Here is a 20,597-nt window from a genome sequence, read left to right as displayed (position 1 = left end):
GCGGCAAGAACCTGCTTGGAAACGCTTATAAATAATTGCCCCGCCGCAGTGTTGTGCTGCGACGGGGGCCATGTGTGGGGGAAGTGGTAATCCGGATTATGGAATGATGCGCGTGTACTTTGTGCCTTCGACGGTCGCGCCGAATTTCAGACCTGCCTGACCAAAGACTGCTGCTAACACCGGCGACCGTAGTGTTGTTGTGTCCGTTGATAAGGAACTCCCAGTTGCGTCAACCACGTATCCAATATCAGCGCCGGCTGTCCATCCGCTGGAACGGCGGAAATCGTTCAGCGCATCTTCGGTCATGAAGAACAGAACATGCGCATATTGCTGTGCACCAATTTGCAGGCCGGCGGTTCCGGAAATCGCGGAATAATAATCGACCGTCGCCCCGTTGATGCGCAGTGCGCCCTGGCCGTAGGCGCCTCCAAAGAAGATCAATCCGGCGTCAGTGATCAGGGGCATAACCAACATCCCGTTGGCTTTGTTCACGATCTCAACCGTGTTGGGATATTTCGCGTACATCTCTGTCAGCGTCGCGTCGACGCGAGCGTCTATCGTGGCCGCGTTCGAATTGCCGACGCCGTTGCCGCAGGCGGTGGTCAGGGTCAGACCTGCCATGCCAAAGGCAAAGCCGCGACGGCTCAGTCGGGGGGAAGGGGAACTGCTCATGGTTTTTATATCTCTGTAACTGTGCCTGATGTGTCGGGTGATCCCGATCTTGGTGGCAAGGATACGCCGATTAGGGCGATGTGTCACGGGAAAGCTGCCTGAAGCAGCGAGTTTGTCGGCGAAAAATTGCGACTCTTTGGGGTTTTAGCCCTGAAGGATGCGTGCGACCTGCGGCGAGAAATAGGTCAGGATGCCGTCACATCCCGCGCGCTTGAAAGCCAGCAGACTTTCCAGCATCACCTTGTCGCCGTCGATCCAGCCGTTCTGCGCAGCGGCCTGGATCATCGCATATTCGCCCGAGACCTGATAGGCGTAAGTCGGCGCGCCAAAATTGTCTTTTACCCGGCGGCAGATGTCCAGGTAGGGCATGCCGGGTTTGATCATCACCATATCCGCGCCTTCAGACAGGTCACGCTCGATCAGGCGCAGTGCTTCGTCCGAGTTGGCCGGATCCATCTGGTAAGTCTTCTTGTCGCCGGTCAGCGCGCCAGAGGCCCCAACGGCGTCACGGAAGGGGCCGTAAAATGCGCTCGCGTATTTCGCAGCATAGCTGAGGATCATGACGTTGTGGTGGCCAGCGCCCTCTAACGCGCGGCGCATTTCGCCAATCCGACCGTCCATCATGTCTGATGGGCCGATAATGTCTGCTCCGGCCTCGGCCTGGGCAAGGGTCATTTTGACCAATGCCTTGACGGTCTGATCATTCACTATCTCACCATCGACGACGTAACCGTCATGTCCGTTGATATTGTAAGGGTCCAGCGCCACGTCGGTCATCACGGCAATATCGGGCGCGGCAGCCTTGATCGCCCGGATGGCACGATTCGACAGGTTGTCTGGATTCCATGCCTCGGCACAGTCTTCGGTCTTCAGCGAAGTATCCGTGTAGGGAAAGATGCAAATCGCAGGAATTCCAAGCGCTTGTGCTTCGGTCGCGGCTTTGGCGATCAAATCCACCGACCGCCGCACAACACCCGGCATCGAAGGTACGGGCTCTTCGATCCCTTCACCATCTCGCACGAAAACCGGCCAGATGAGGTCTTGTGTGGTCAAGTTATTTTCACGCACCAGCCCCCGAATTGCCTCGGACTGACGGGCCCGCCGAAAACGGGTCATGGGATAGGGGGCAACGGTCGGTTTCATGGCGCGTTCTCCTTGAACATTCCAGCATTGGGTGGCATGAATTCACAAAGGTCTCAAGGGTATCAATGGACGCGCCGCCGCGATAAACCCCCCTGAGTTGTTTGAATAAAGGGTTGGGTTTGGACTGGTACTCTTCGATTTTTGAACTCATCGACATGCGCAGTTTTTCGAATCTGTGGTATTGGATTGTGCTGGCGGTGGTCTGGTCGTCGGCAAGCCATTGGGTGATGGGCATTCCGTATGATCTGGTTGTACGCGCGCGTCGGATCGGCGGGCAGGTCGAGATCGATCTTCTGGACATCGTACGCATCAACACGAACCGAATTTTGCTGATCGTTGACATGTCGGGCACCATCCTCTTGGCTTTTGCAAGTTTTATGCTGACAGGTCTGGCGACACTGGGTTTCTATTACGACGTTGAATTTGCGCAGGCTGTGTTTTTGTTAATGTTCCCAATGACGCTGGTTCTTTTGGTGAATATCTCACAGGCCAGGCGTTTGCGTCGGCAGGAACTGACGCTTGAAACCGTCACCAAAACCATTTCCCGCTGCCGTCTTTATACCCAGATCATCGGCATGATCTCGATACTGGTCACTTCGTTCTGGGGCATGTATCAGAACATTTCGATTGGCGTTCTGGGTTAGACTTATCTGAAAGGCGAGGCGATGAAGGCTCCGAACCACGTAACAGTTGGCGGCGCCCCTGAAGGGTTTGACGCACAACTTGTGCTGAACGAAATCGCCCGCAGCAACGGGCCGGTGGCCCATGTCGCGCGTGACGACAAGCGGATGGAAGCGATGCGCGCTGCGCTGGCCTTCTTTGCCCCCGACATGCCGGTCTTTGTATTCCCCGGCTGGGATTGTCTGCCTTATGATCGTGTGTCGCCGAACGCGGATATTTCGGCGGCCCGGGTGGCCACATTGGCCGCTCTGGTCCACCAGATGCCGCAGAAATTTGTGCTGCTGACCACACTGAATGCAGCCACCCAGCGCGTGCCCGCGCGTGACGTTCTGCGCGAGGCGGCTTTTACCGCACGTGTTGATCAGCGCATCGACGAAACCGCTCTGCGAAACTTTCTGGTGCGCATGGGGTTCACCCAAAGCCCAACAGTGATGGAGCCCGGCGATTATGCCATTCGTGGCGGCATCATAGACATATTCCCTCCGGGCGAATCCGGCCCCGTTCGTCTGGATCTATTCGGAGACGTTCTGGACGGCGCGCGCCGCTTTGATCCGGTATCACAGCGCACCACCGAAAAACTGGACGTGGTGGAACTTGCGCCTGTGTCCGAGGTCATTTTGGACGAGGCCGCGATCACCCGGTTCCGTCAGAACTATCGCATCGAATTTGGCGCAGCAGGCACGGATGATCCGCTCTACGAAGCGGTCAGCGCGGGTCGTAAGCATCAGGGCATCGAACACTGGCTGCCGTTTTTTCACGACAGGCTTGAGACGCTGTTTGACTATCTGCCGGACGCCACTATCACCGTAGATGATCAGGTCACACCAGCGCGTCTGGCGCGGTGGGATACGATTGCCGATCAATATGAAACCCGGCGTCTGGCTTTGGAAAACCGATCCCGCATGGACACGGTTTACAAACCCACACCCCCGGGTCTGCTCTACCTGGACGATGCCGCGTGGGAGGCGGCGGTCGCAGATCGCAGGGTTATGCAGTTCAGCCCCTTGCCGCAGGCCTCGGGTCCCGGTGTCATTGATGCAGGCGGACGGATCGGGCGCAACTTTGCGCCGGAACGCCAGCAGGAGAACATCAGCCTGTTTGGCGCTTTGGCCAGCCACATTACAGCCAAGCTCGACAAAGGCCCGGTGCTGATCGCCTCGTATTCAGAAGGTGCGCGCGAACGTCTGACCGGCTTGATCGAAGATGAAGGTCTGGCCGAGGCCATTTCGGTGACGGGCGGCACGCGTATCGGCAATCGCGGCTTGCATTTGGCCGTCTGGGCGTTGGAGCATGGGTTCGAAACCCCTGGTCTGACAGTCATCGCCGAACAGGACGTGCTGGGTGACCGCCTGATCCGCCAGCCCAAGAAGCGCCGCAAGGCCGAAAATTTCCTGACCGAGACCCAATCGCTTAGCCCCGGTGATCTGGTTGTTCACGTGGACCACGGAATCGGTCGTTACATGGGGATGGAAGTCGTCACAGCCGCGGGTGCCGCGCACGAATGCCTGTTGCTGGAGTACGCCGAGCAAGCCAAGCTGTACCTGCCGGTCGAAAACATCGAACTTCTGTCGAAATATGGCCATGACGAAGGTTTGCTGGACCGTCTTGGTGGTGGTGCATGGCAAGCCAAGAAAGCCAAGCTGAAGGAACGCATTCGCGAGATGGCGGACAAGCTGATCCGCATCGCCGCTGAACGTGCCCTGCGCAAGGCTCCGGTGATGGACCCGCCGCCCCATGCGTGGGAGGAGTTCAGCGCGCGCTTCCCGTATCAGGAAACTGATGACCAGTTGCGGGCCATCTCGGATGTGATGGAAGACATGCATTCTGGTGCGCCTATGGATCGCCTGATCTGCGGCGACGTAGGCTTTGGCAAAACCGAGGTCGCCATGCGAGCCGCCTTTGTCGCCGCTATGTCCGGTGTGCAAGTGGCCGTCGTTGCGCCCACCACACTTCTGGCACGTCAACATGCAGCGAGCTTCAAGGAACGGTTCCGTGGCTTTCCACTGGAAGTGCGCCAACTCTCACGGTTTGTTTCCGCGAAAGAGGCGCAGCAAACCCGTGATGGACTGGCACGCGGCACGGTGGATATTGTGATCGGCACTCATGCGCTTCTGGCCAAAGGCATTCGATTCAACAATCTGGGCTTGCTGATCATCGACGAGGAACAGCATTTCGGCGTGGGTCACAAAGAACGTCTGAAGCAACTGCGCAGCGACATTCACGTGCTGACCCTGACTGCAACTCCGATACCTCGGACGCTGCAATTGTCGCTGACCGGGGTGCGCGATCTGTCGATCATCGGAACACCGCCCATCGACCGGCTTGCGATCCGAACCTATGTCAGCGAATTCGATGCCGTCACGATCCGCGAGGCGCTGCTGCGTGAACACTATCGCGGTGGGCAGAGTTTCTATGTGGTGCCTCGTATTTCGGACCTGCCCGAGATCGAAGAGTTCCTGAAGGACCAGCTGCCCGAACTGACCTATGTGGTAGCGCATGGTCAGATGGCTGCGGGCGAGCTCGACGACCGAATGAACGCGTTTTACGACGGCAAATATGACGTGCTGCTGGCCACCACCATTGTCGAAAGCGGGCTGGATATTCCGACGGCAAACACAATGGTTGTTCACCGCGCGGATATGTTTGGTCTTGCGCAGCTTTATCAGATACGGGGCCGGGTAGGGCGGTCGAAGACTCGTGCCTACGCTTACCTGACCACCAAGCCGCGTCAGAGATTGACCGCCACGGCCGAGAAACGCCTGCGTGTTCTGGGCTCGCTCGATACACTGGGGGCCGGGTTCACATTGGCATCGCAGGATTTGGACATTCGCGGTGCGGGTAATTTGCTGGGTGAAGAACAGTCCGGCCAAATGCGCGACGTCGGCTATGAACTTTACCAATCCATGTTGGAAGAGGCGATTGCCAAGATCAAAGCAGGTGAAATGGAAGGCCTGTCGGATGCCGACGATCAATGGGCTCCGCAGATCAATCTGGGCGTGCCGGTTCTGATCCCGGACGACTACGTGCCTGATTTGGATGTGCGCTTGGGCCTGTATCGCCGCCTGTCCTCGCTATCGACCAAGGTAGAGCTGGAAGGCTTTGCCGCAGAACTGATCGACCGGTTCGGAAAACTCCCAAAAGAGGTCAACACTCTGATGCTGGTCGTTCGTATCAAAGCGATGTGCAAACGGGCAGGGATCGCTAAATTGGATGGTGGCCCAAAGGGCGCAACCATTCAGTTTCACAACGACAAGTTTGCCTCGCCTCAGGGGCTGGTCGAGTTCATTCAGAACCAGCGCGGAATGGCCAAGGTTAAAGACAACAAGATCGTTGTGAGGCGCGACTGGAAGAAGGATAGCGACAAGATCAAAGGGGCTTTTGCCATTGCTCGTGATCTGGCCGAAAAAGTGGTCGCAGTAAAGAAAAAGGCCAAGGCAGGTTGATATGTGAGCAGGGGGCGCTGCCCCCGCCGCGCGTTCCGCGCATCTCCCCCGAGGTATTTACGGCCAGATGAAGACGCGGATCCCAGCTTCATCTGGCTAAAAATACCTCCGCCGGAGGCATCGCGCGGCAGCGCGATCTATCCCATTAGTCACGCATCGCAGCCTGCGCACAGAAGCAAGAGGCCGCCACCATTTGGTCGGCTCGGGCCAAGGCCAAGTCGAGCCGCTGTTTGATTTGGCGGATTTCCACCTGTTCGTTCCTCGCTGCGAGGCAGTCGTGCAACCCCTTCAGGCTCCACACATTGTCGGGGTGGATAGAGGCGCGGCTGAGGCTTCCGCCCAAGCCCAGGTCTTCGCGATACACGCCTTCGGCCTCCGCGACGTGGCCTTGTTCGAAAAGCAAAGCGCCAAGCGCGTGACGGGTGGGCTGCATCCAGCCCCAGGGTTCGTCATAGGGCAGGGTGTCGTCCAATTCAACGGAGCGGCGCAAATGTGCAAAAGCAATCTCGAAGTTGCCTTTGCGATACTCGATCTCGCCGCGCAGCATTTCCCGCGCGATCTCCAGCAGGTCGATCACACGGTTGTTGTGCAGCCTGCGGGTTTCGGGGACGCATTCCTTGGCTGCGAGAAACAGGTTCTCTTCAGCTTCGGCGCGAGCGATGTCTCCGGTTGCAGCATGTGCGATAGCGCGGGCGTAATGGGTTGTGGCAGTTAAGGTTCTATACAAGTCCGGATCAGAGGGCAGATCCAGCGCTTTCGCCTCTTCCCAGCGGCCAAACCGGATCAGGATGTGTGGCCCCATGGACATGTAGCTTTCGAAGAAATCCGCCATGGGCGGGCTTTCGATGCGCAGCATTTCTTCCGGCGTCGTATCCCAAATTCCTTGGTTGGCGCGTAGGGCGGGTTCGATCTGTCCCAGAAACAACGCGCCGTAGATTGCAAAATGGTAGTTGTGTTGACGATAGCCGGTGTAGATGTTGAACGCGCCTTCACGTTCGTAATACTTCAGGTCTGCTTCCGACGCTTTTTCGTTCCAGTGCACCACATTTTGGTAGTGGCCGCACAGCACATCTATGTGAGTTGGCATATGCACCAGGTGTCCCGCATCCGGGACCAATGTGCGTAGAACGTCCCCGGCTTTCAGCGCCATCTCGGGGCTGGGAGACATTTCCATCAGATGGACATACAAATGCAGCAGCCCGGGATGTGACATGGCAGCCGGATCATTGGCCATGGCCCATTCCAGCACCTCTTGCGCTTCAAGTGTGGCCGCGCCTTCGGCGGGTCGGCCGGTTTTCAGATCCCACATCTGCCAAGGGGTCAGGTTCAGCAACGCTTCGACATAGACCGTGCGTAGGTCAAGGTGATCTTGGTGCGTTGCAAACGCCGCCCGCATCGCGTCGGCAAAGTCGTGATCCCACTGGTGCATGTCTTCGATTGGATCGGATTGCGGGTAGCGCGCGGGCAGCGCGTGAATCAGAGCCTGCTCCACAGGCGTGCAGGTATCTGCATACTCCAATGCCTTCTGCATTGCATCATAGGCGAGTGCCAGCGCTTTGCTGCGTCCTCGATCATCCTGCAATTCCCAGGGCAGGTTGTAATTCGGCCCTGCGCCATAGGCCACGCCCCAATAGGCCATGGCGCATTGAGGATCATGTTCTGCGGCGCGCTGGAAACACACGACGGCTTCTTCGTGATTGTACCCGTAGGTCCAGTTCAGGCCTCGGTCGAACCATAGTTGTGCTTCGGGGTTCGAAGTGGAAATCGGGCAGGTGTATGTGCCCAGATCGTAATAGTCATTCATCAAAAAACCTCCCCGCAACCTGGGCTTAAGGTAGCGTGTTTCGGGTAGGTTGCACAGATCAGGCTGGCAGTCGCTGTTCCACCCGGCCCATATGCAACATCAGGCCGAAAGCCAGAACGCACATGGTCAGGATGCCAAACGTCAAAGGAGCAATTGACCCATCGAACAGCAATCCGATCGGCGCGGCAATTGCCGCGGCCAACACTGTTGAAATCGATCCGATGACCGAGGCCGCCATGCCAGCAATGTGCCCCATCGGTTCCATCGCGATGGCGTTCAGGTTGCCGATCGTGATGCCTGCCATGAAGAAAACCATGGTTTGCCAAAAGACGAACAGCGCAAATGACGTTGTTGGAGACAGGTTGGTCATGTTCAGGAGAATGACCATTGATGTAATTGCGATCTGAGCGCCAAAGGCAAATGTCACCATCCGCCGCATTCCGACACGGACCACCAACGCGGCGTTCAGCAGGCTGGCCGAGCCAGACATCAGAGCGACAAAGCCGAACCAAAAGGGAAAGCTGTCGGCCCGGCCGTGGATCACATCATAGACCGGCTGTACCATGGTCAGCATGGTGAACAGCATTCCCATGCACAGGGTTTGTACAAGGATCGAGAGGCGCACCGTTGGATGGGCAAACATCTCTTGCACAGCTGCGATCATCAGGGGCAGGCGGAAGGGGCGGCGATTTTCGACAGCGAGAGACTCGGGCAGACGAACGCTCATCCAGCCGACGACGATAAGCGCAAACAAGATGAACGAAACAAAGATACCGCGCCAGCCAAACAAAGCGATGACACCTGCGCCCAGCATCGGTGCGATGGCAGGGACCAGTGTGAAAATCATCATCGCAATCGAGATGATGCGGGCCATCTCACGCCCGGAATAGAGATCCCTGATGATCGCCATGGCGACTACACGCGGACCAGCGGCGCCCAGACCCTGCACAACGCGCGCAATCAGTACCAGTTCCAGCGATGAACTGGCCCACGCAACAGCAGATGCCGCGATGTACAACAGTGCGCCGCCAAAGATCACCGGCTTGCGTCCCACCGCGTCCGAAATTGGGCCGGTAAAGAACGTGCCAATCCCCATGCCCAACACAAAAGACGTCAGGATCAGCTGCGCCCGGTTGACATCATCGGGGCTGAGCTGCGCGCCGATTTCGGGCAGGGCAGGCAGCATTGAATCGATCGAAAACGCGATTGTGGCGAACATCATTGCGATCAGAGCAATGAATTCCGCCTTCGACATGCGGTTGGCCATGAAGCACTCCTAACCCGTTCGCGCTATCATGGCGGGTCAGGTTAGACCAGACTGGAAATTCGCACAGACCTCTGTGCTATTCTGCAGGGGAGGCCTCAAGTTGAGACATGATCTCAGCGATCACTTTCTCCCACATTTCAGGGGGTTGAGCGCCCGGAACTGCATGTTGGTTGGCGACAATGTAGGTTGGGACCGAACTGACACCCATTTCACGCGAATGACTGTCACGTTTGCGAATGTCGTCCCGGTCGGCGTCAGATTTCAGCAATTTCATGACCACGGCAGCGTCCATTCCGGCGCTGTCAGCGATATCTGACAGGACCTCGGGATCACCGATATCACGGGCTTGCACGAAATAGGCATCGAACAGCGCGTCGACGACAGCGTTCTGTTTGCCCTCGATTCCAGCCCAATGGATCAGGCGGTGGGCGTCCAGTGTGTTGGGCGTGCGCTTCATACCTTCGAAATCGATCTTAAGGCCCGCGTTTTCTGCGTGTTCCACCACAGGCGCATAGGCCCGCACAGCGCCGTCTTTGCCGCCGAACTTACGCTCAAGGTATTCGCGCCGGTCCATGCCTTCATCCGGCATGTCGGGGTTCAGCTGAAAGGGATGCCATTCGATGACGAATGGATGATCAGGGATATTGGCCAGTGCCTTGTCCAGATGCGTTTTGCCGATATAGCACCAGGGGCAGATCGGATCGGACAGGATGTCGAGCTTGACGGTCTGGGTCATATGGTTGGTGCCTCGAAATAGGCCGGCAACGCGCGGCGCAGGAGTTTGCCATTGCCGCCAGTGGGCAGGGCGGGCAGGTGGATGAAGGCGCGCGGTTGTTTGTAGCGGGCCAGATTGGCTTCGACATAGGCGCGCAGGGCCGCATCGTCCAGCTTTTCCGGGCCAGTATAGAAGGCTGCTATCACAAATGTGTCCGGTTTGACCTCGACAGCGGCTGCGCCGACCTGCGTGATGCCGGGAAAACGGGACAGCGCGGCTTCGACCTCGACCGGGGACACGCGATAGCCGCCTGCGTTCATCATGTCATCGTCGCGGCCCAGATAGCTGATCTGGCCATCCACTGCCATCGCGCCCTGATCTCCGGTCAGAAACCAATCCCCTTGCATCCGCGCGTCGGCTTCGTCGGGTGCGTTGAGATAGGTCAGCATCAAACCGGGGTCCGAGCGGTGAATGGCGATGGTGCCTTCCTGTCCTTGCGGTACTGGACCATCGGAACCCAGAATGGCCACGCGACGCCCCGGCTGCGGTTGCCCTAACGCGTCGCTACGCGCGGGGTGGGCCGGGCTGGAAGAGATAAAGGTTGAGCATTCCGACATGCCGTAGGCTTCGAACAGGTCGGTGCCGGTGCTGGCAACCCATTTCTCGTGCAAAGAGCGCGACAGCTTCTCACCTGCGCATAAGCCATGGCGCAGGTCGGGCAGGTTCATCTGCTCGGACGTTTGCAGCATCTTCCGAAAGACACCGGGGGCCGCAGCAAAGATCGTAGCGCGGTGCTGGCGAAGTAGTGCGGGCAGCGCATCGATACTGGTGCCGGGTTTCGGGATTAGGGCCGTCGCGCCAATAGTCCACGGGTCCATCAATCCTGTGCCCAGCGTATAAGTCCAGTTGAACGCGCCCGCGTGGCACAAACGGTCGGTTTCGCGCAGACCGTACCAGCCATCAACCATCATCTGCCGCGCCCAAATCGCCCGGTGGGCATGGGCCACCGCACGTGGCTTGCCTGACGTTCCAGAGGTGTAAACCACGTAGGCCATACGCTCGGGGTCGCCCATGTCAAACGCGGCTTGTGGCAGCGTGCGCATGCCTTTCAACGCATCCAGTTCGATTTGTTTCGGATGCGAGATACAGGCGACGTCAGGGTCGCGCAGTATCGCCGTCGGAGAAAGATCTTCGACCATTTTGGCGGTTTCGGGTTCCGTCAGCTGCGAAGATGTCGGTACCGGAACGATACCCACAGAAATTGCGCCCAGATAGGCGATCGGAAAATCAACCGTGTTTCCCAACCGCATCAGCGCAATGTCACCCGGTCTCAGACCGGCCTGAAGCAAACCTGTGCCAGTGCCCAACACAGCGGATTTCAGATCCGAATAACGCCAATTCTGAACCTCGTCTGTGCATAGTACAGACAACGCCACCTTGTCTGCGATGCGATCTGCGTGACCCAGAACATGAGCTGCCAGGTTGAAAGGTTGCGGGCAGGGCGCGGGTGCCCCTTGATCAAAGATGGACAACATGGCCCTTGGCTATCCCGGAGCCTGCCGCGTTGCAAGCGCGGCAGACCGGGCCTATAGAGAAGGGCATGAGCACTCAAGATCCAAAATCCCTGATCCGAATTGCCCGTGACTCTGGCGACCATACCGAAGTCGAGCCGCTGGACCTAGGCGCGCGGGTGCGCGAGCTGCGTAAGGCGCGCAAATGGACTTTGGAACAGGCTGCCACACAGGCGGGGTTGGCACGCTCGACGCTGAGCAAGATCGAAAACGGGCAGATGTCGCCCACGTACGACGCGCTGAAGAAACTGGCGATTGGCCTTGAGATTTCAGTGCCGCAACTGTTCACCCCGCCCCAGCGCGATCAGGTGATCGGTCGCATGGCTGTGACGCGCACTGGAGAAGGCGCGGCCCATGCCACAGCCACTTACGAGCATGAGTTGCTGGCCGAGACGCTAACCAAGAAACATATGCTGCCGTATCGCGCGCGGGTGCGGGCGCGGTCGATGGATGAGTTTGAGGGTTGGGTGCGCCACGATGGTGAGGAGTTCATGTATGTCCTCACTGGCGTTGTTCGGTTGTTTACTGAGTTTTATGAGCCTGTCGAAATGCGCCGTGGCGACAGCGCTTATTACGACGGCAGCATGGGGCACAACGTCATCTCCGTCAGTGACGAAGACGCGACGATTCTTTGGGTCACATCACTTGCTTAGTGATGCGTGCGTGAATTCGCGGTTCAGGCCTTCGGTAAACAGGAAATCTTCAACTTCTTCGTGCGCTTCGTTCATGGTTAGCTGGTGACGCTCTGCCAGATAAGCTTCGAACCCTTTCCGGTCCTTTGACACGCGCATCATGTCCTGATCCCGCAAGTTCGGAAAGCGCCGTTTTGCACGTGCGTAGGCCGCGTTCCAGTCTTGTTTAAGATCCGTCCAGTTCATCATCTTTGAGCTTTCCTTTTGTAGCCATTAGGACTGCTCTCCCCCACAACAGCGTAAGGAATGGCTGCCGTAAGGTAAGACATGACAAAATGTCGCACCTGACTTTCACAATTTATTTAGGGGTGGTGCCCGCTGCGAAAGCTCCGCAACGGGCGGGCGGGCCTGCAGTCGGTGTGAGTGGTGGCGGGCCCGGTTATGCGTTTTCCGGCTTTGCCGGAGTGATCATATGCAGCGCAGAAGTGCAAATGCTTCAGTCCACACCTGATCAAAATCATGAGCGGTGTATACATCTTTCGCCCGTAAAATAAAGACTTTTACGGGGTATCACGCGTAACTCACCGACTGTTGATGTGTTTCTTGCACCAATCCAGCCATCATGAAAGCCGTATTGTGACGGCACGCCGTTGGTGCCTTTTGCAGGCGCTCTGCGACTGGTGTTTGTTCTTGGCGTCTTGCCGAAAATAATCAGCAGGAACTTGCTCAACTATCTATGCGGATGAGAATTGAGGCGGCCCAACCCGGGGTTGGATGTCCCGGGCGAGCCGTCGTCGGCCTAGTTCGCCTCGTACCACCAGACATCGGGCATGTATTGCGGGCCGTCTCCGTAGATAGGCAAAGTGTCGGGGAACTTTAGCTCGCGGCTATGCGCAATGCGCCCGACATCGAAGCTCCAGATCGGGATCACATAGCGGCCTGCGGTCAGGACACGGTCCAAAGCGCGGGTGGCCGTGGTGAACTCTTCGCGCGTCTCCGAGGCCAGCATGGCATCGATCATCGCGTCAACGGCGGGCGAGGAAACACCCATCAAATTGCGCGTACCCGGCGTGTCTACAAATTCGCTGCCCCAGTAGAACCTTTGTTCGTTGCCAGGCGATAAGGACAGCGCGCGGCGGAATGGCGTCATGTCGAAATCCAGTTCGTTCATGCGCGAGGTGTATTGCGCATCATCGACCTTCTCGACCACCAGCTCGATGCCAAGACGTTCCAGAGCGCGAGCGTAAATCTCGGCTATGGTACCAACATCCTGCACGACATTCAGACTGCCCTGGCTGATCACCATTTCAATCTTAAGCGGACGACCTTCCGCGTTTTTGAGAACACCATCCTGAACGGTCCATCCGGCGTCTTCCAGCAGCTTGACTGCCTGCCGAATGTTGCGCCGGTTGCGTTCCGAGCCATCGCCTTGCGGCAACTCATACCCTTCCAATGTGCCGGGCGTCAGTTCGGCCTCAAAAGGATCTAGCAAAGCGCGCACCGGTTCGGTTGCCGGCCCAGGTTGCATCGCCAGATCAGAGCCGGAGAAGTAAGAAGAAATACGAGGCTGTGCGCCGCCCGTGACCGTGTCGTTGATAAATTCAAAATTGAAGGCAAGCGTCAGCGCTTCACGCACGCGCCAGTCATCCAGCGGGGCTTTGCGGGTATTCATCACAAAACCGGTCATCCCCGACGGTTTTCCATGGGGGATTTCAGTCTTGATCACGTCCCCGCGCTGAACAGCCGGGAAGTTGTATTGTTTGTTCCATTTGTCGGCGTTGAACTCGCGCACAGCCGAAAGCTCTCCGGCTTTGAAAGCTTCAAACGCGACAGATCCGTCACCGTAGAATTCAATCCGCAGCTCATCGAGGTTCATGGTGCCGCGACGAAACGGAATGTATGCGCCCCAATAGTCCGGGTTACGCCGCAGGTTCACGTAGCGACCGGCCTCATAGCTGTCGATGACGTATGGGCCGGTACCGATTGGAACGTCCTGCAACGTGGCATTCGCGAAATCCTTACCGTCCCACTGCGCCTTTTGCAGGATCGGGCGCATTCCGGCGAGCAAAGCCAATTCCCGGTCAGGTTCGTTGAACGAGATCCGAACCGAGCGCGGACCGGTCTTTTCAATGCTGTCGATCTTGCCCCACAGCCCACGGTATCGCAGGTGACCCTCGGTTCCGAGGGTCTCATAGGACCAGATCACATCCTCGACTGTGACGGGGCTACCGTCGGAAAAACGTGCCTCGTCTCGAAGGGTAAATTCGACCCAGGACCTGTCCGGCGCTGCCTCAACTGATTCGGCTAACAGCCCGTAAAGTGTGAAAGGTTCGTCCCAGGACCGCCCCATCAGGCTTTCATGGGTCCAAAACGGCAATTGCCACGGAGAGGTGCCTTTTTGCAAAAACGGGTTCAGACTGTTATAGCCGCCGGTGTTTCCGAACACCGCTTTGCCGCCTTTGGGCGCATTTGGGTTGGCGTAGGGGAGGGACACAAAATCCGGTGGTAGGGCCGGGTCCCCATACATAGCTATGCCATGAGACGATTCTGCATGGGCGACAGACATGAGAAAAATGGCGGCGATTCCCGCCGCAAGTGGTCGAAACGGTCGGAGAAAATCCGGGCTCATTTTGGAAACAATCCTGCTCTGGCCTTATTTTGTTGGGATTCATCGTAGTGATGATTTTTCTTATTATCAAACTTTTAGCTTGGACGAAGGCGCAGAATTGCTTATAAAGGATCCACTGCTCGATAGGTTTCTTGCCTGTATGAAACCTGCCTCAATAACTTAACGCCCGCTTCGTGCGGGCGTTTTTTTTTGAGCAGTTTGGGATCTCTTAGTCCGGGATTTCAATTCGACATGTTTCCCCGTTTTCTTTGCAGGTGCAGCATGGCATGGTGCGCGAGGATATCGCATCAGGGAGTTCGGTCATGAGCCTTTCCGGCAAAACGGCAATCATCACAGGATCAAATTCAGGCATCGGTCTGGGGGTCGCACGCGAGTTGGCCAAGGCGGGGGCCAACGTGGTTCTGAATTCTTTTACCGATCGGGACGAAGATCATGCGCTGGCCGCAGAGATTGCAAATGAGACCGGAACCAACGCGCGTTACATCAAAGCGGACATGTCCAAAGGGGAAGAGTGCCGCGCGCTGATCGAGCAGGCAGGTGCCTGTGATATTCTGGTGAACAATGCGGGTATTCAGCATGTCTCTCCGATTGATCAGTTCCCGACCGAGAAATGGGATGCGATTATCGCAATTAATATGAACTCGGCGTTTCACACCACAGCTGCGGCATTGCCGATGATGCGTAAGGCGGGATGGGGCCGGATCGTCAATATCGCCTCGGCGCACGGTCTGACGGCCTCGCCGTACAAGGCGGCTTATGTTGCTGCAAAACACGGTGTGGTCGGGATGACCAAGACCGTGGCGCTTGAGACCGCGCAAGAGCCGATTACATGCAACGCCATTTGTCCGGGTTATGTTCTGACGCCTCTGGTTGAGGCACAGATCCCGGACACAATGAAAGAATACAATATGAGCCGTGAGGACGTGATCAAGAACGTCATGCTGGAGCGGCAGCCCTCGAAGGAGTTTGCCACCGTCGAACAGTTGGGTGGCACGACCATCTTTTTGTGTTCGGACGCGGCGGAACAGATTACCGGGACGACGATTTCAGTTGATGGCGGCTGGACCGCGCTTTGAGGATTCATGGGGGCGCAGCCCCCATACCCCCGGAGTATTTCTGAAAAGATGAAGGGGCTGATGTATGAAACGGATCAATCTGGCATTGCAGGGTGGTGGGGCGCACGGCGCGTTCACGTGGGGAGTCCTTGACAGGTTTCTGGATGAAGAAGACGTCGAGGTCGCAGCCATCACCGGTACGTCAGCGGGGGCGCTGAACGGGGCCGCATTCAAATCGGGTATGGTGCATGCCGGCCGCGATGGGGCTCGGGCAAGTCTGGATGCGGTGTGGGCGCGTATGGGTGCGATTGGCGACATGCGCATGGCCCATTGGTTCCGAGGAGTGGAGCCTGCAGCGATTTCCAGAGCAATGGAGTATTCGGTCCCTTATTCCATAGGCGAGGCGTGGTCTCGAATGGTGTCGCCTTATGCGTATGGTCCGTTTTACAGCAATCCGCTGGAATCGGTGGTCGATCGGTTCAACTTTGCCGAAGTGTGTGCAGATGACGGCCCTCGTTTGTTTGTCTGTGCGACCTGTGTGCGAAGTGGAAAGATCCGTGTCTTTACCGGAGATGAGATTTCGACAGACGCCATTCTGGCCTCGGCCTGTCTTCCGACTCTGTTCAAGGCGGTCGAAATCTATGACCCTGACACCAAGCGGACCGAGGCCTATTGGGACGGTGGCTATACAGGGAACCCGGCGCTTTATCCGTTGTTTGATGACGATCTGCCTGACGACGTGGTGATCGTGAACATCAACCCGCTTGAGCGTGATGAAGTGCCTGTCACGCCGCAGCAGATCCAAAACCGGATCAACGAGATTAGCTTCAACTCATCTCTGTTTCGCGAACTCAGGGCGATCAGTTTTGTGCAGCGGTTGCTGAAAGAGGGCAAACTGAAAGCCGGTGAAATGAGCCGTGTTCTGGTGCACATGATTGCGGATAACGAACTGATGAACAGCTTGTCTGTTGCAACCAAGACCGTCCCCAATCCGGTTATCCTGCACAAGCTCAAGCAGGCCGGGCGCGACGCGGCAGATGGATTTCTTGCGAAACACAAAGATGATCTGGGCCAGAACAGCACGGTGGATCTGCCCGCGATGTTTGGCTGATCACTCGGGCGGCTGGGTCGGGTCTTTTTCGTTGGGGTAAACCAGGCCAGCCGAAATCACCAGTTTCGCCGCGTCTTCGATGCTCATGTCCAGCAGGATTACGTCTTCGGCGGGAAAGAACAGCAGGAAGCCAGAGGTCGGGTTGGGCGTGGTCGGCACAAAGACGCTGAGCAATTCGCCCCCGGTTTCGGCCCGTTGGCTGACCTCGCCGCGCGCGCTTGTCGAAACAAATCCGATGGCCCAGATGCCCCGGCGTGGATACTGGATCAGGCAGGCTTTTTCAAAGGACCGTTCGGTCTGCGCAAAAACCGTTTCCGAGATCTGCTTGATCCCGGAGTAAACCGATCGCACGACGGGCATGCGGTCGACCAGGCTTTCGGCGAAATGGATCAGCGAGCGGCCCAGAATACCCTTGGCGATCCACCCCACGATGATTGTGAAGATCAGGAAGATCACCACACCCACACCGCGCAGGTTGATGCCCACATATTGTTCTGGTTGGAATTGTTGTGGAACCAGCGGCAGAACGGCACTGTCGATCCAGCCGACCACAGACCAGATGAGCCAGACGGTCAACCAGACAGGTGCAATAACGACGATGCCGGTCAGAAAGGACCCGCGCAGCCGTGAAAGCAGGCCGGGGCGGCGATGGGGCTCTTCGTCGAAAGGTGTGTTCATTGCAGGTCCGAGTGAGCAGTTCCGAATGGTTTCCGGGGTTTAGGTAGTCAATCCGTCGCTTTCGTACAATAGGGCTGCGTCAACCCTGCTGCACCAGCGATTGCGCGATTTTGGCGGCAAGGCGTGCATTATTGCGGACCAGCGCGATATTGGCGGTTAGCGAACGGCCTTCGGTTTTCTCAAAAATGCGTTGCAGCAGATAGGGGGTTACGGCTTTGCCGGTGATGCGGTGTGCATCCGCGTCGGCCTGAGCCTCGGCGATGATCGGGGCCAGTTCCCCGGCCGGTATCTGATCGGCGGTGGGGATCGGGTTGGCAACCAGTTGTCCGCCAGGCAGACCCAGCGCCCGCCGCGTGGCATGGGCTTTGGCGATGGCTTCGGCACTGTCCATACGCAGAGGCGCGGTAAAAGGTGATTTGGCCGACCAAAATGCAGGGAACTCATCTTGCCCATACGCGATGACAGGCACGCCCAAAGTCTCTAGCACTTCAAGCGTTTTGGCGAGGTCCAGGATAGCTTTGGCCCCGGCAGCAACCACTGTGACCGGCGTATGGCCCAGCTCGTGCAGGTCGGCAGAAATGTCGAACGTTGTCTCTGCGCCCTGATGCACGCCACCAATGCCACCAGTGGCAAAAACCTCGATCCCGGCGTACTGCGCGGCGATCATCGTGGCGGCGACGGTTGTGGCCCCGGTGCCTCCGGTCGAGATGCAGGCCGCCATGTCTGCGCGTGAGATCTTGGCGACACCCTGCGCCTGACCCAACCATTGCAGTTGGTCGGGTTCCAGCCCCACGTGCAGTTTGCCTTCGATCACCGCCATGGTGGCCGGAACTGCGCCTGTGTCACGGATATCCTGTTCGACCTGCGCCGCCACTTCGACGTTTTGCGGATAGGGCATTCCATGGGTGATGATGGTGCTTTCCAGCGCAACGATGGGTTGGCCTGCTTCTTTGGCGGCGCGGACCTCAGCTGAGTATTGAATGTCGATCACAGTGGGGTTTCTCCGGAAACATAGGTTGCAGCGGCGTGCAGAGCGCGGGTCAGGGCCTCATCACTCGATGCGCCGCTGGATTCTGAGGCGATATGGGCCGCCATGAAGGTATCCCCGGCACCGGTCACGCGGGTGACCAGGACGGACGGGGGTGTTTGGGTCAGGATTTCGTCAGAACTGCCGACGGTGGCCGAGTTGCCGCCATCGGTGACCAGCACGCGAAGCGCGCCACGATCCAGCAAGCCCTTGGCTGCGCTCTCAGAGTCGGTGAATTCGCGTTGGCACAGGATGCCGGCCTCTTCGAGATTCACGTAAAGCGTCGCGCGAGCGTGCTTGAGGAAAGGCAGCAGCCGTTCAGCCTTGCCGGGCGAGGCCGGCGCCACGCGCAGATCGGCGCGGGCAAAGGCGGGGCTTTGGGCAATTTCTTCCAACAGGTCCAATGTCAGGTTGCCGTCCAGCGCTATGGGGCCTTCAAAGGGCGTATTCTCATAACCCAGTGGCCCATGCATCAAAGGGCGCAGGATCTTTGCACCCGCAGCTTCCAGCGAGTGCGCGTCAGCAATGGCAGCGATCAACCCGTTTGCGCCTTCGACTGCCATATAGCGGTCGGTCGGCAAATCCTGAGAGCGATAGATGTGATCCGTCACCATGCCCAGCCGCGAACAGGCGTGGACAAGCTCATCACCCTCGGGATCGCGCCCGATTGCAGTGAGCAGGGTAGGGGTCATACCAAAGCGCACCAGCGTCATTGCGATGTTCATCGCAACACCGCCGGGCAAACGGGTGATCCGCCCCGGCACGTCCGAACCTTGTCGCATAGCGCTTGCTGATCGTCCGATCACGTCCCACAGGACCGAACCGATACATAGTATATTGGTGTTCTGAGTCATGAGGATGTCATGCCGCAGCGGTGATGCCCGTGCAAGTCAGAACGTTCCTGCCAACGGATATTCCCGGATCATCAGGCAATTGCACCTTTTGATCTTGCGATCTAAGGCCCGCGCGGGAACAATTGCCCGCAATGATTGGTGATTTGTTTCTTTTACCGGAGCGTTTCGTATGAATGGCCATGGTTCTCGTGCCATCCTTCGTGCCCTTACTGTCTTCTTTTTGTATATTTTCGTCCTGACGTTCTTTCATGCGGGTCAAGGACGGGCGCAATCCACACCGCCGACCGTGATTGATTTCTGGATCGCCGAAGAACAGTTGTTTCTTGAGGTCAGTTTGAATGCCGAGGCTCTTTTAGTCGGGCTTTACCCAACGCAGCATCAAGCGCTTTTGAATGATCCGCAGTATCAATCCTTAAGGGAAATGACGTCATCAGATTTTGAGCCGCTGATCAAAGGTTTTGTTGAGAATTGGGTACAGGATGTTGAAGTCGAGGTGCCCGAACGACTTGCGCTGTCTTATGCAGGTGCGCGCGTTCCTGATCCGGGTGAAGTAGAAACTGCGCGTGTTTCAATTGTGTACCTGACCGCACCCTTGGAAGAGAATGCTTCGAACCTTAGGCTGCGCTGGCCAACAGAGGGCGGACCGATCGTGCTGCGCCAGCAGGGCGTTACGGCCCCCTACACGGGTTATCTGACCGCAGGTGAGTCCAGCCCGCTTATACCGTTGCGCGGTGGGGCGTCTCTGACACCGCAACAGACCTTGCAGACGTATTTTGCACTGGGGCTCAACCGCTTCACGCAAGCGCCTTTTGCGCCGTGCCTGTTGGCTGCCTGCCTTGCGTTTTTGTCGTTGTCCTTGCGCCCCGTTGCAGTGCAGGTGGTGTTTCTGTCTGCTGGCGTGTTCCTCGGGCTTGGGTTGGCTGTTTACGGCGTGCTGAATCCAATCACTTATTTGCCAGTCCAGGCGCCACCAGTATTCATCATTATTCTCGCTTTGTGGAACCTAGTAGCCCGCCGATTACAGGTCTCGCGGCTCCTGACGGTGTTTGCGGCAGGAACGGTGTTTGGGTTGGGCTTGGCCACGGCCTTAAAGACCATTGGCGTGCCGCCAGACCATCAGCTTCCAGCGATGTTGGGCTTTGGGGCGGGGGTTGTTTTCCCGCTCATTTTCACGGCATCAGCTGCGTTTGGTCTGGCTCTTTTGCTTGCAGGCGGGTCGCATAGGGCGCGGGGCCGAATTTCCGCGCTGGCCTCGATCCTGATTGCGGGGCTCGGGGTCTATTGGCTGGCCGAGCCTTGGATGCTGGGGTGAGGC

General features: G+C 57.6%; 17 protein-coding genes. 6 read left to right on the top strand and 11 right to left on the bottom strand.

What is annotated here, in order from left to right:
* Window positions 1-96 precede the first annotated feature (96 nt).
* Window positions 97-672 carry a lipid-binding SYLF domain-containing protein gene (locus ACR0EV_RS08645; protein ID WP_480799718.1) on the bottom strand — a complete coding sequence of 192 codons (576 nt, stop codon included), beginning with the start codon at window positions 670-672 and terminating at the stop codon, window positions 97-99.
* Between the two features lie 144 nt (window positions 673-816).
* Entirely contained in the window at window positions 817-1,815 is a 999-nt protein-coding gene (hemB, locus tag ACR0EV_RS08640) for a porphobilinogen synthase (RefSeq protein WP_480799717.1), read from the bottom strand.
* A 119-nt stretch (window positions 1,816-1,934) separates the two neighbouring features.
* Between hemB and ACR0EV_RS08635 the strand changes: the two genes are divergently transcribed.
* Complete coding sequence (locus ACR0EV_RS08635) at window positions 1,935-2,459, top strand: component of SufBCD complex (RefSeq protein WP_171668344.1); 525 nt, start codon at window positions 1,935-1,937, stop codon at window positions 2,457-2,459.
* A gap of 21 nt (window positions 2,460-2,480) precedes the next feature.
* Window positions 2,481-5,939, top strand: a complete 3,459-nt coding sequence (gene mfd, locus ACR0EV_RS08630) for a transcription-repair coupling factor (RefSeq protein WP_480799716.1) — start codon at window positions 2,481-2,483, stop codon at window positions 5,937-5,939.
* A 145-nt stretch (window positions 5,940-6,084) separates the two neighbouring features.
* Here the strand turns inward: mfd and ACR0EV_RS08625 are convergent, their stop codons facing one another.
* The 4 genes from ACR0EV_RS08625 to ACR0EV_RS08610 all read right to left on the bottom strand — a co-directional run bounded on the left by ACR0EV_RS08625 (window position 6,085) and on the right by ACR0EV_RS08610 (window position 11,260).
* Window positions 6,085-7,743 (bottom strand): tetratricopeptide repeat protein, encoded by a 1,659-nt coding sequence (locus ACR0EV_RS08625; RefSeq protein ID WP_480799715.1) that lies wholly within the window; start codon window positions 7,741-7,743, stop codon window positions 6,085-6,087.
* A gap of 58 nt (window positions 7,744-7,801) precedes the next feature.
* Entirely contained in the window at window positions 7,802-9,010 is a 1,209-nt protein-coding gene (locus ACR0EV_RS08620) for a multidrug effflux MFS transporter (RefSeq protein WP_480799714.1), read from the bottom strand.
* Between the two features lie 76 nt (window positions 9,011-9,086).
* Window positions 9,087-9,746 (bottom strand): DsbA family oxidoreductase, encoded by a 660-nt coding sequence (locus ACR0EV_RS08615; RefSeq protein WP_480799713.1) that lies wholly within the window; start codon window positions 9,744-9,746, stop codon window positions 9,087-9,089.
* Entirely contained in the window at window positions 9,743-11,260 is a 1,518-nt protein-coding gene (locus tag ACR0EV_RS08610; protein WP_480799712.1) for a class I adenylate-forming enzyme family protein, read from the bottom strand. Before ACR0EV_RS08610 ends, ACR0EV_RS08615 begins: the two co-directional genes overlap by 4 nt.
* A gap of 65 nt (window positions 11,261-11,325) precedes the next feature.
* On the opposite strand from ACR0EV_RS08610, the gene ACR0EV_RS08605 reads away from it, so the two are divergent.
* Window positions 11,326-11,949 (top strand): helix-turn-helix domain-containing protein, encoded by a 624-nt coding sequence (locus ACR0EV_RS08605; RefSeq protein ID WP_480799711.1) that lies wholly within the window; start codon window positions 11,326-11,328, stop codon window positions 11,947-11,949.
* Here the strand turns inward: ACR0EV_RS08605 and ACR0EV_RS08600 are convergent.
* Together ACR0EV_RS08600 and ACR0EV_RS08595 are read right to left on the bottom strand one after the other, a co-directional pair.
* Window positions 11,938-12,177, bottom strand: coding sequence for a hypothetical protein (locus ACR0EV_RS08600; RefSeq protein ID WP_480799710.1), 240 nt, complete (start codon window positions 12,175-12,177; stop codon window positions 11,938-11,940). The two genes, ACR0EV_RS08605 and ACR0EV_RS08600, sit on opposite strands and share 12 nt — an antisense overlap.
* Before the next feature lie 550 nt (window positions 12,178-12,727).
* Window positions 12,728-14,557, bottom strand: a complete 1,830-nt coding sequence (locus tag ACR0EV_RS08595; protein ID WP_480799709.1) for an extracellular solute-binding protein — start codon at window positions 14,555-14,557, stop codon at window positions 12,728-12,730.
* A 302-nt stretch (window positions 14,558-14,859) separates the two neighbouring features.
* On the opposite strand from ACR0EV_RS08595, the gene ACR0EV_RS08590 reads away from it, so the two are divergent.
* Window positions 14,860-15,633: a 3-hydroxybutyrate dehydrogenase gene (locus ACR0EV_RS08590; protein WP_480799708.1), complete on the top strand. Its 774-nt coding sequence runs from the start codon at window positions 14,860-14,862 to the stop codon at window positions 15,631-15,633.
* A 64-nt stretch (window positions 15,634-15,697) separates the two neighbouring features.
* Window positions 15,698-16,723, top strand: coding sequence for a patatin-like phospholipase family protein (locus ACR0EV_RS08585; protein WP_480799707.1), 1,026 nt, complete (start codon window positions 15,698-15,700; stop codon window positions 16,721-16,723).
* On the opposite strand, the gene ACR0EV_RS08580 is transcribed toward ACR0EV_RS08585, so the two are convergent.
* From ACR0EV_RS08580 to ACR0EV_RS08570, 3 genes are all read right to left on the bottom strand, one after another.
* Window positions 16,724-17,401 carry a DUF502 domain-containing protein gene (locus ACR0EV_RS08580; protein WP_171090313.1) on the bottom strand — a complete coding sequence of 226 codons (678 nt, stop codon included), beginning with the start codon at window positions 17,399-17,401 and terminating at the stop codon, window positions 16,724-16,726.
* Between the two features lie 79 nt (window positions 17,402-17,480).
* Complete coding sequence (locus ACR0EV_RS08575) at window positions 17,481-18,392, bottom strand: pseudouridine-5'-phosphate glycosidase (RefSeq protein ID WP_480799706.1); 912 nt, start codon at window positions 18,390-18,392, stop codon at window positions 17,481-17,483.
* Window positions 18,389-19,282 carry a PfkB family carbohydrate kinase gene (locus tag ACR0EV_RS08570; RefSeq protein WP_480799705.1) on the bottom strand — a complete coding sequence of 298 codons (894 nt, stop codon included), beginning with the start codon at window positions 19,280-19,282 and terminating at the stop codon, window positions 18,389-18,391. Before ACR0EV_RS08570 ends, ACR0EV_RS08575 begins: the two co-directional genes overlap by 4 nt.
* A gap of 169 nt (window positions 19,283-19,451) precedes the next feature.
* Between ACR0EV_RS08570 and ACR0EV_RS08565 the strand changes: the two genes are divergently transcribed.
* Window positions 19,452-20,594, top strand: a complete 1,143-nt coding sequence (locus ACR0EV_RS08565; protein WP_480799704.1) for a HupE/UreJ family protein — start codon at window positions 19,452-19,454, stop codon at window positions 20,592-20,594.
* Window positions 20,595-20,597: the final 3 nt, after the last annotated feature.

The sequence above is a fragment of the Ruegeria sp. CF8 genome (genome assembly GCF_056537285.1).
Note: the sequence above shows the minus strand (reverse complement) of the source record. Positions and strands in the feature narration are given on the sequence as shown.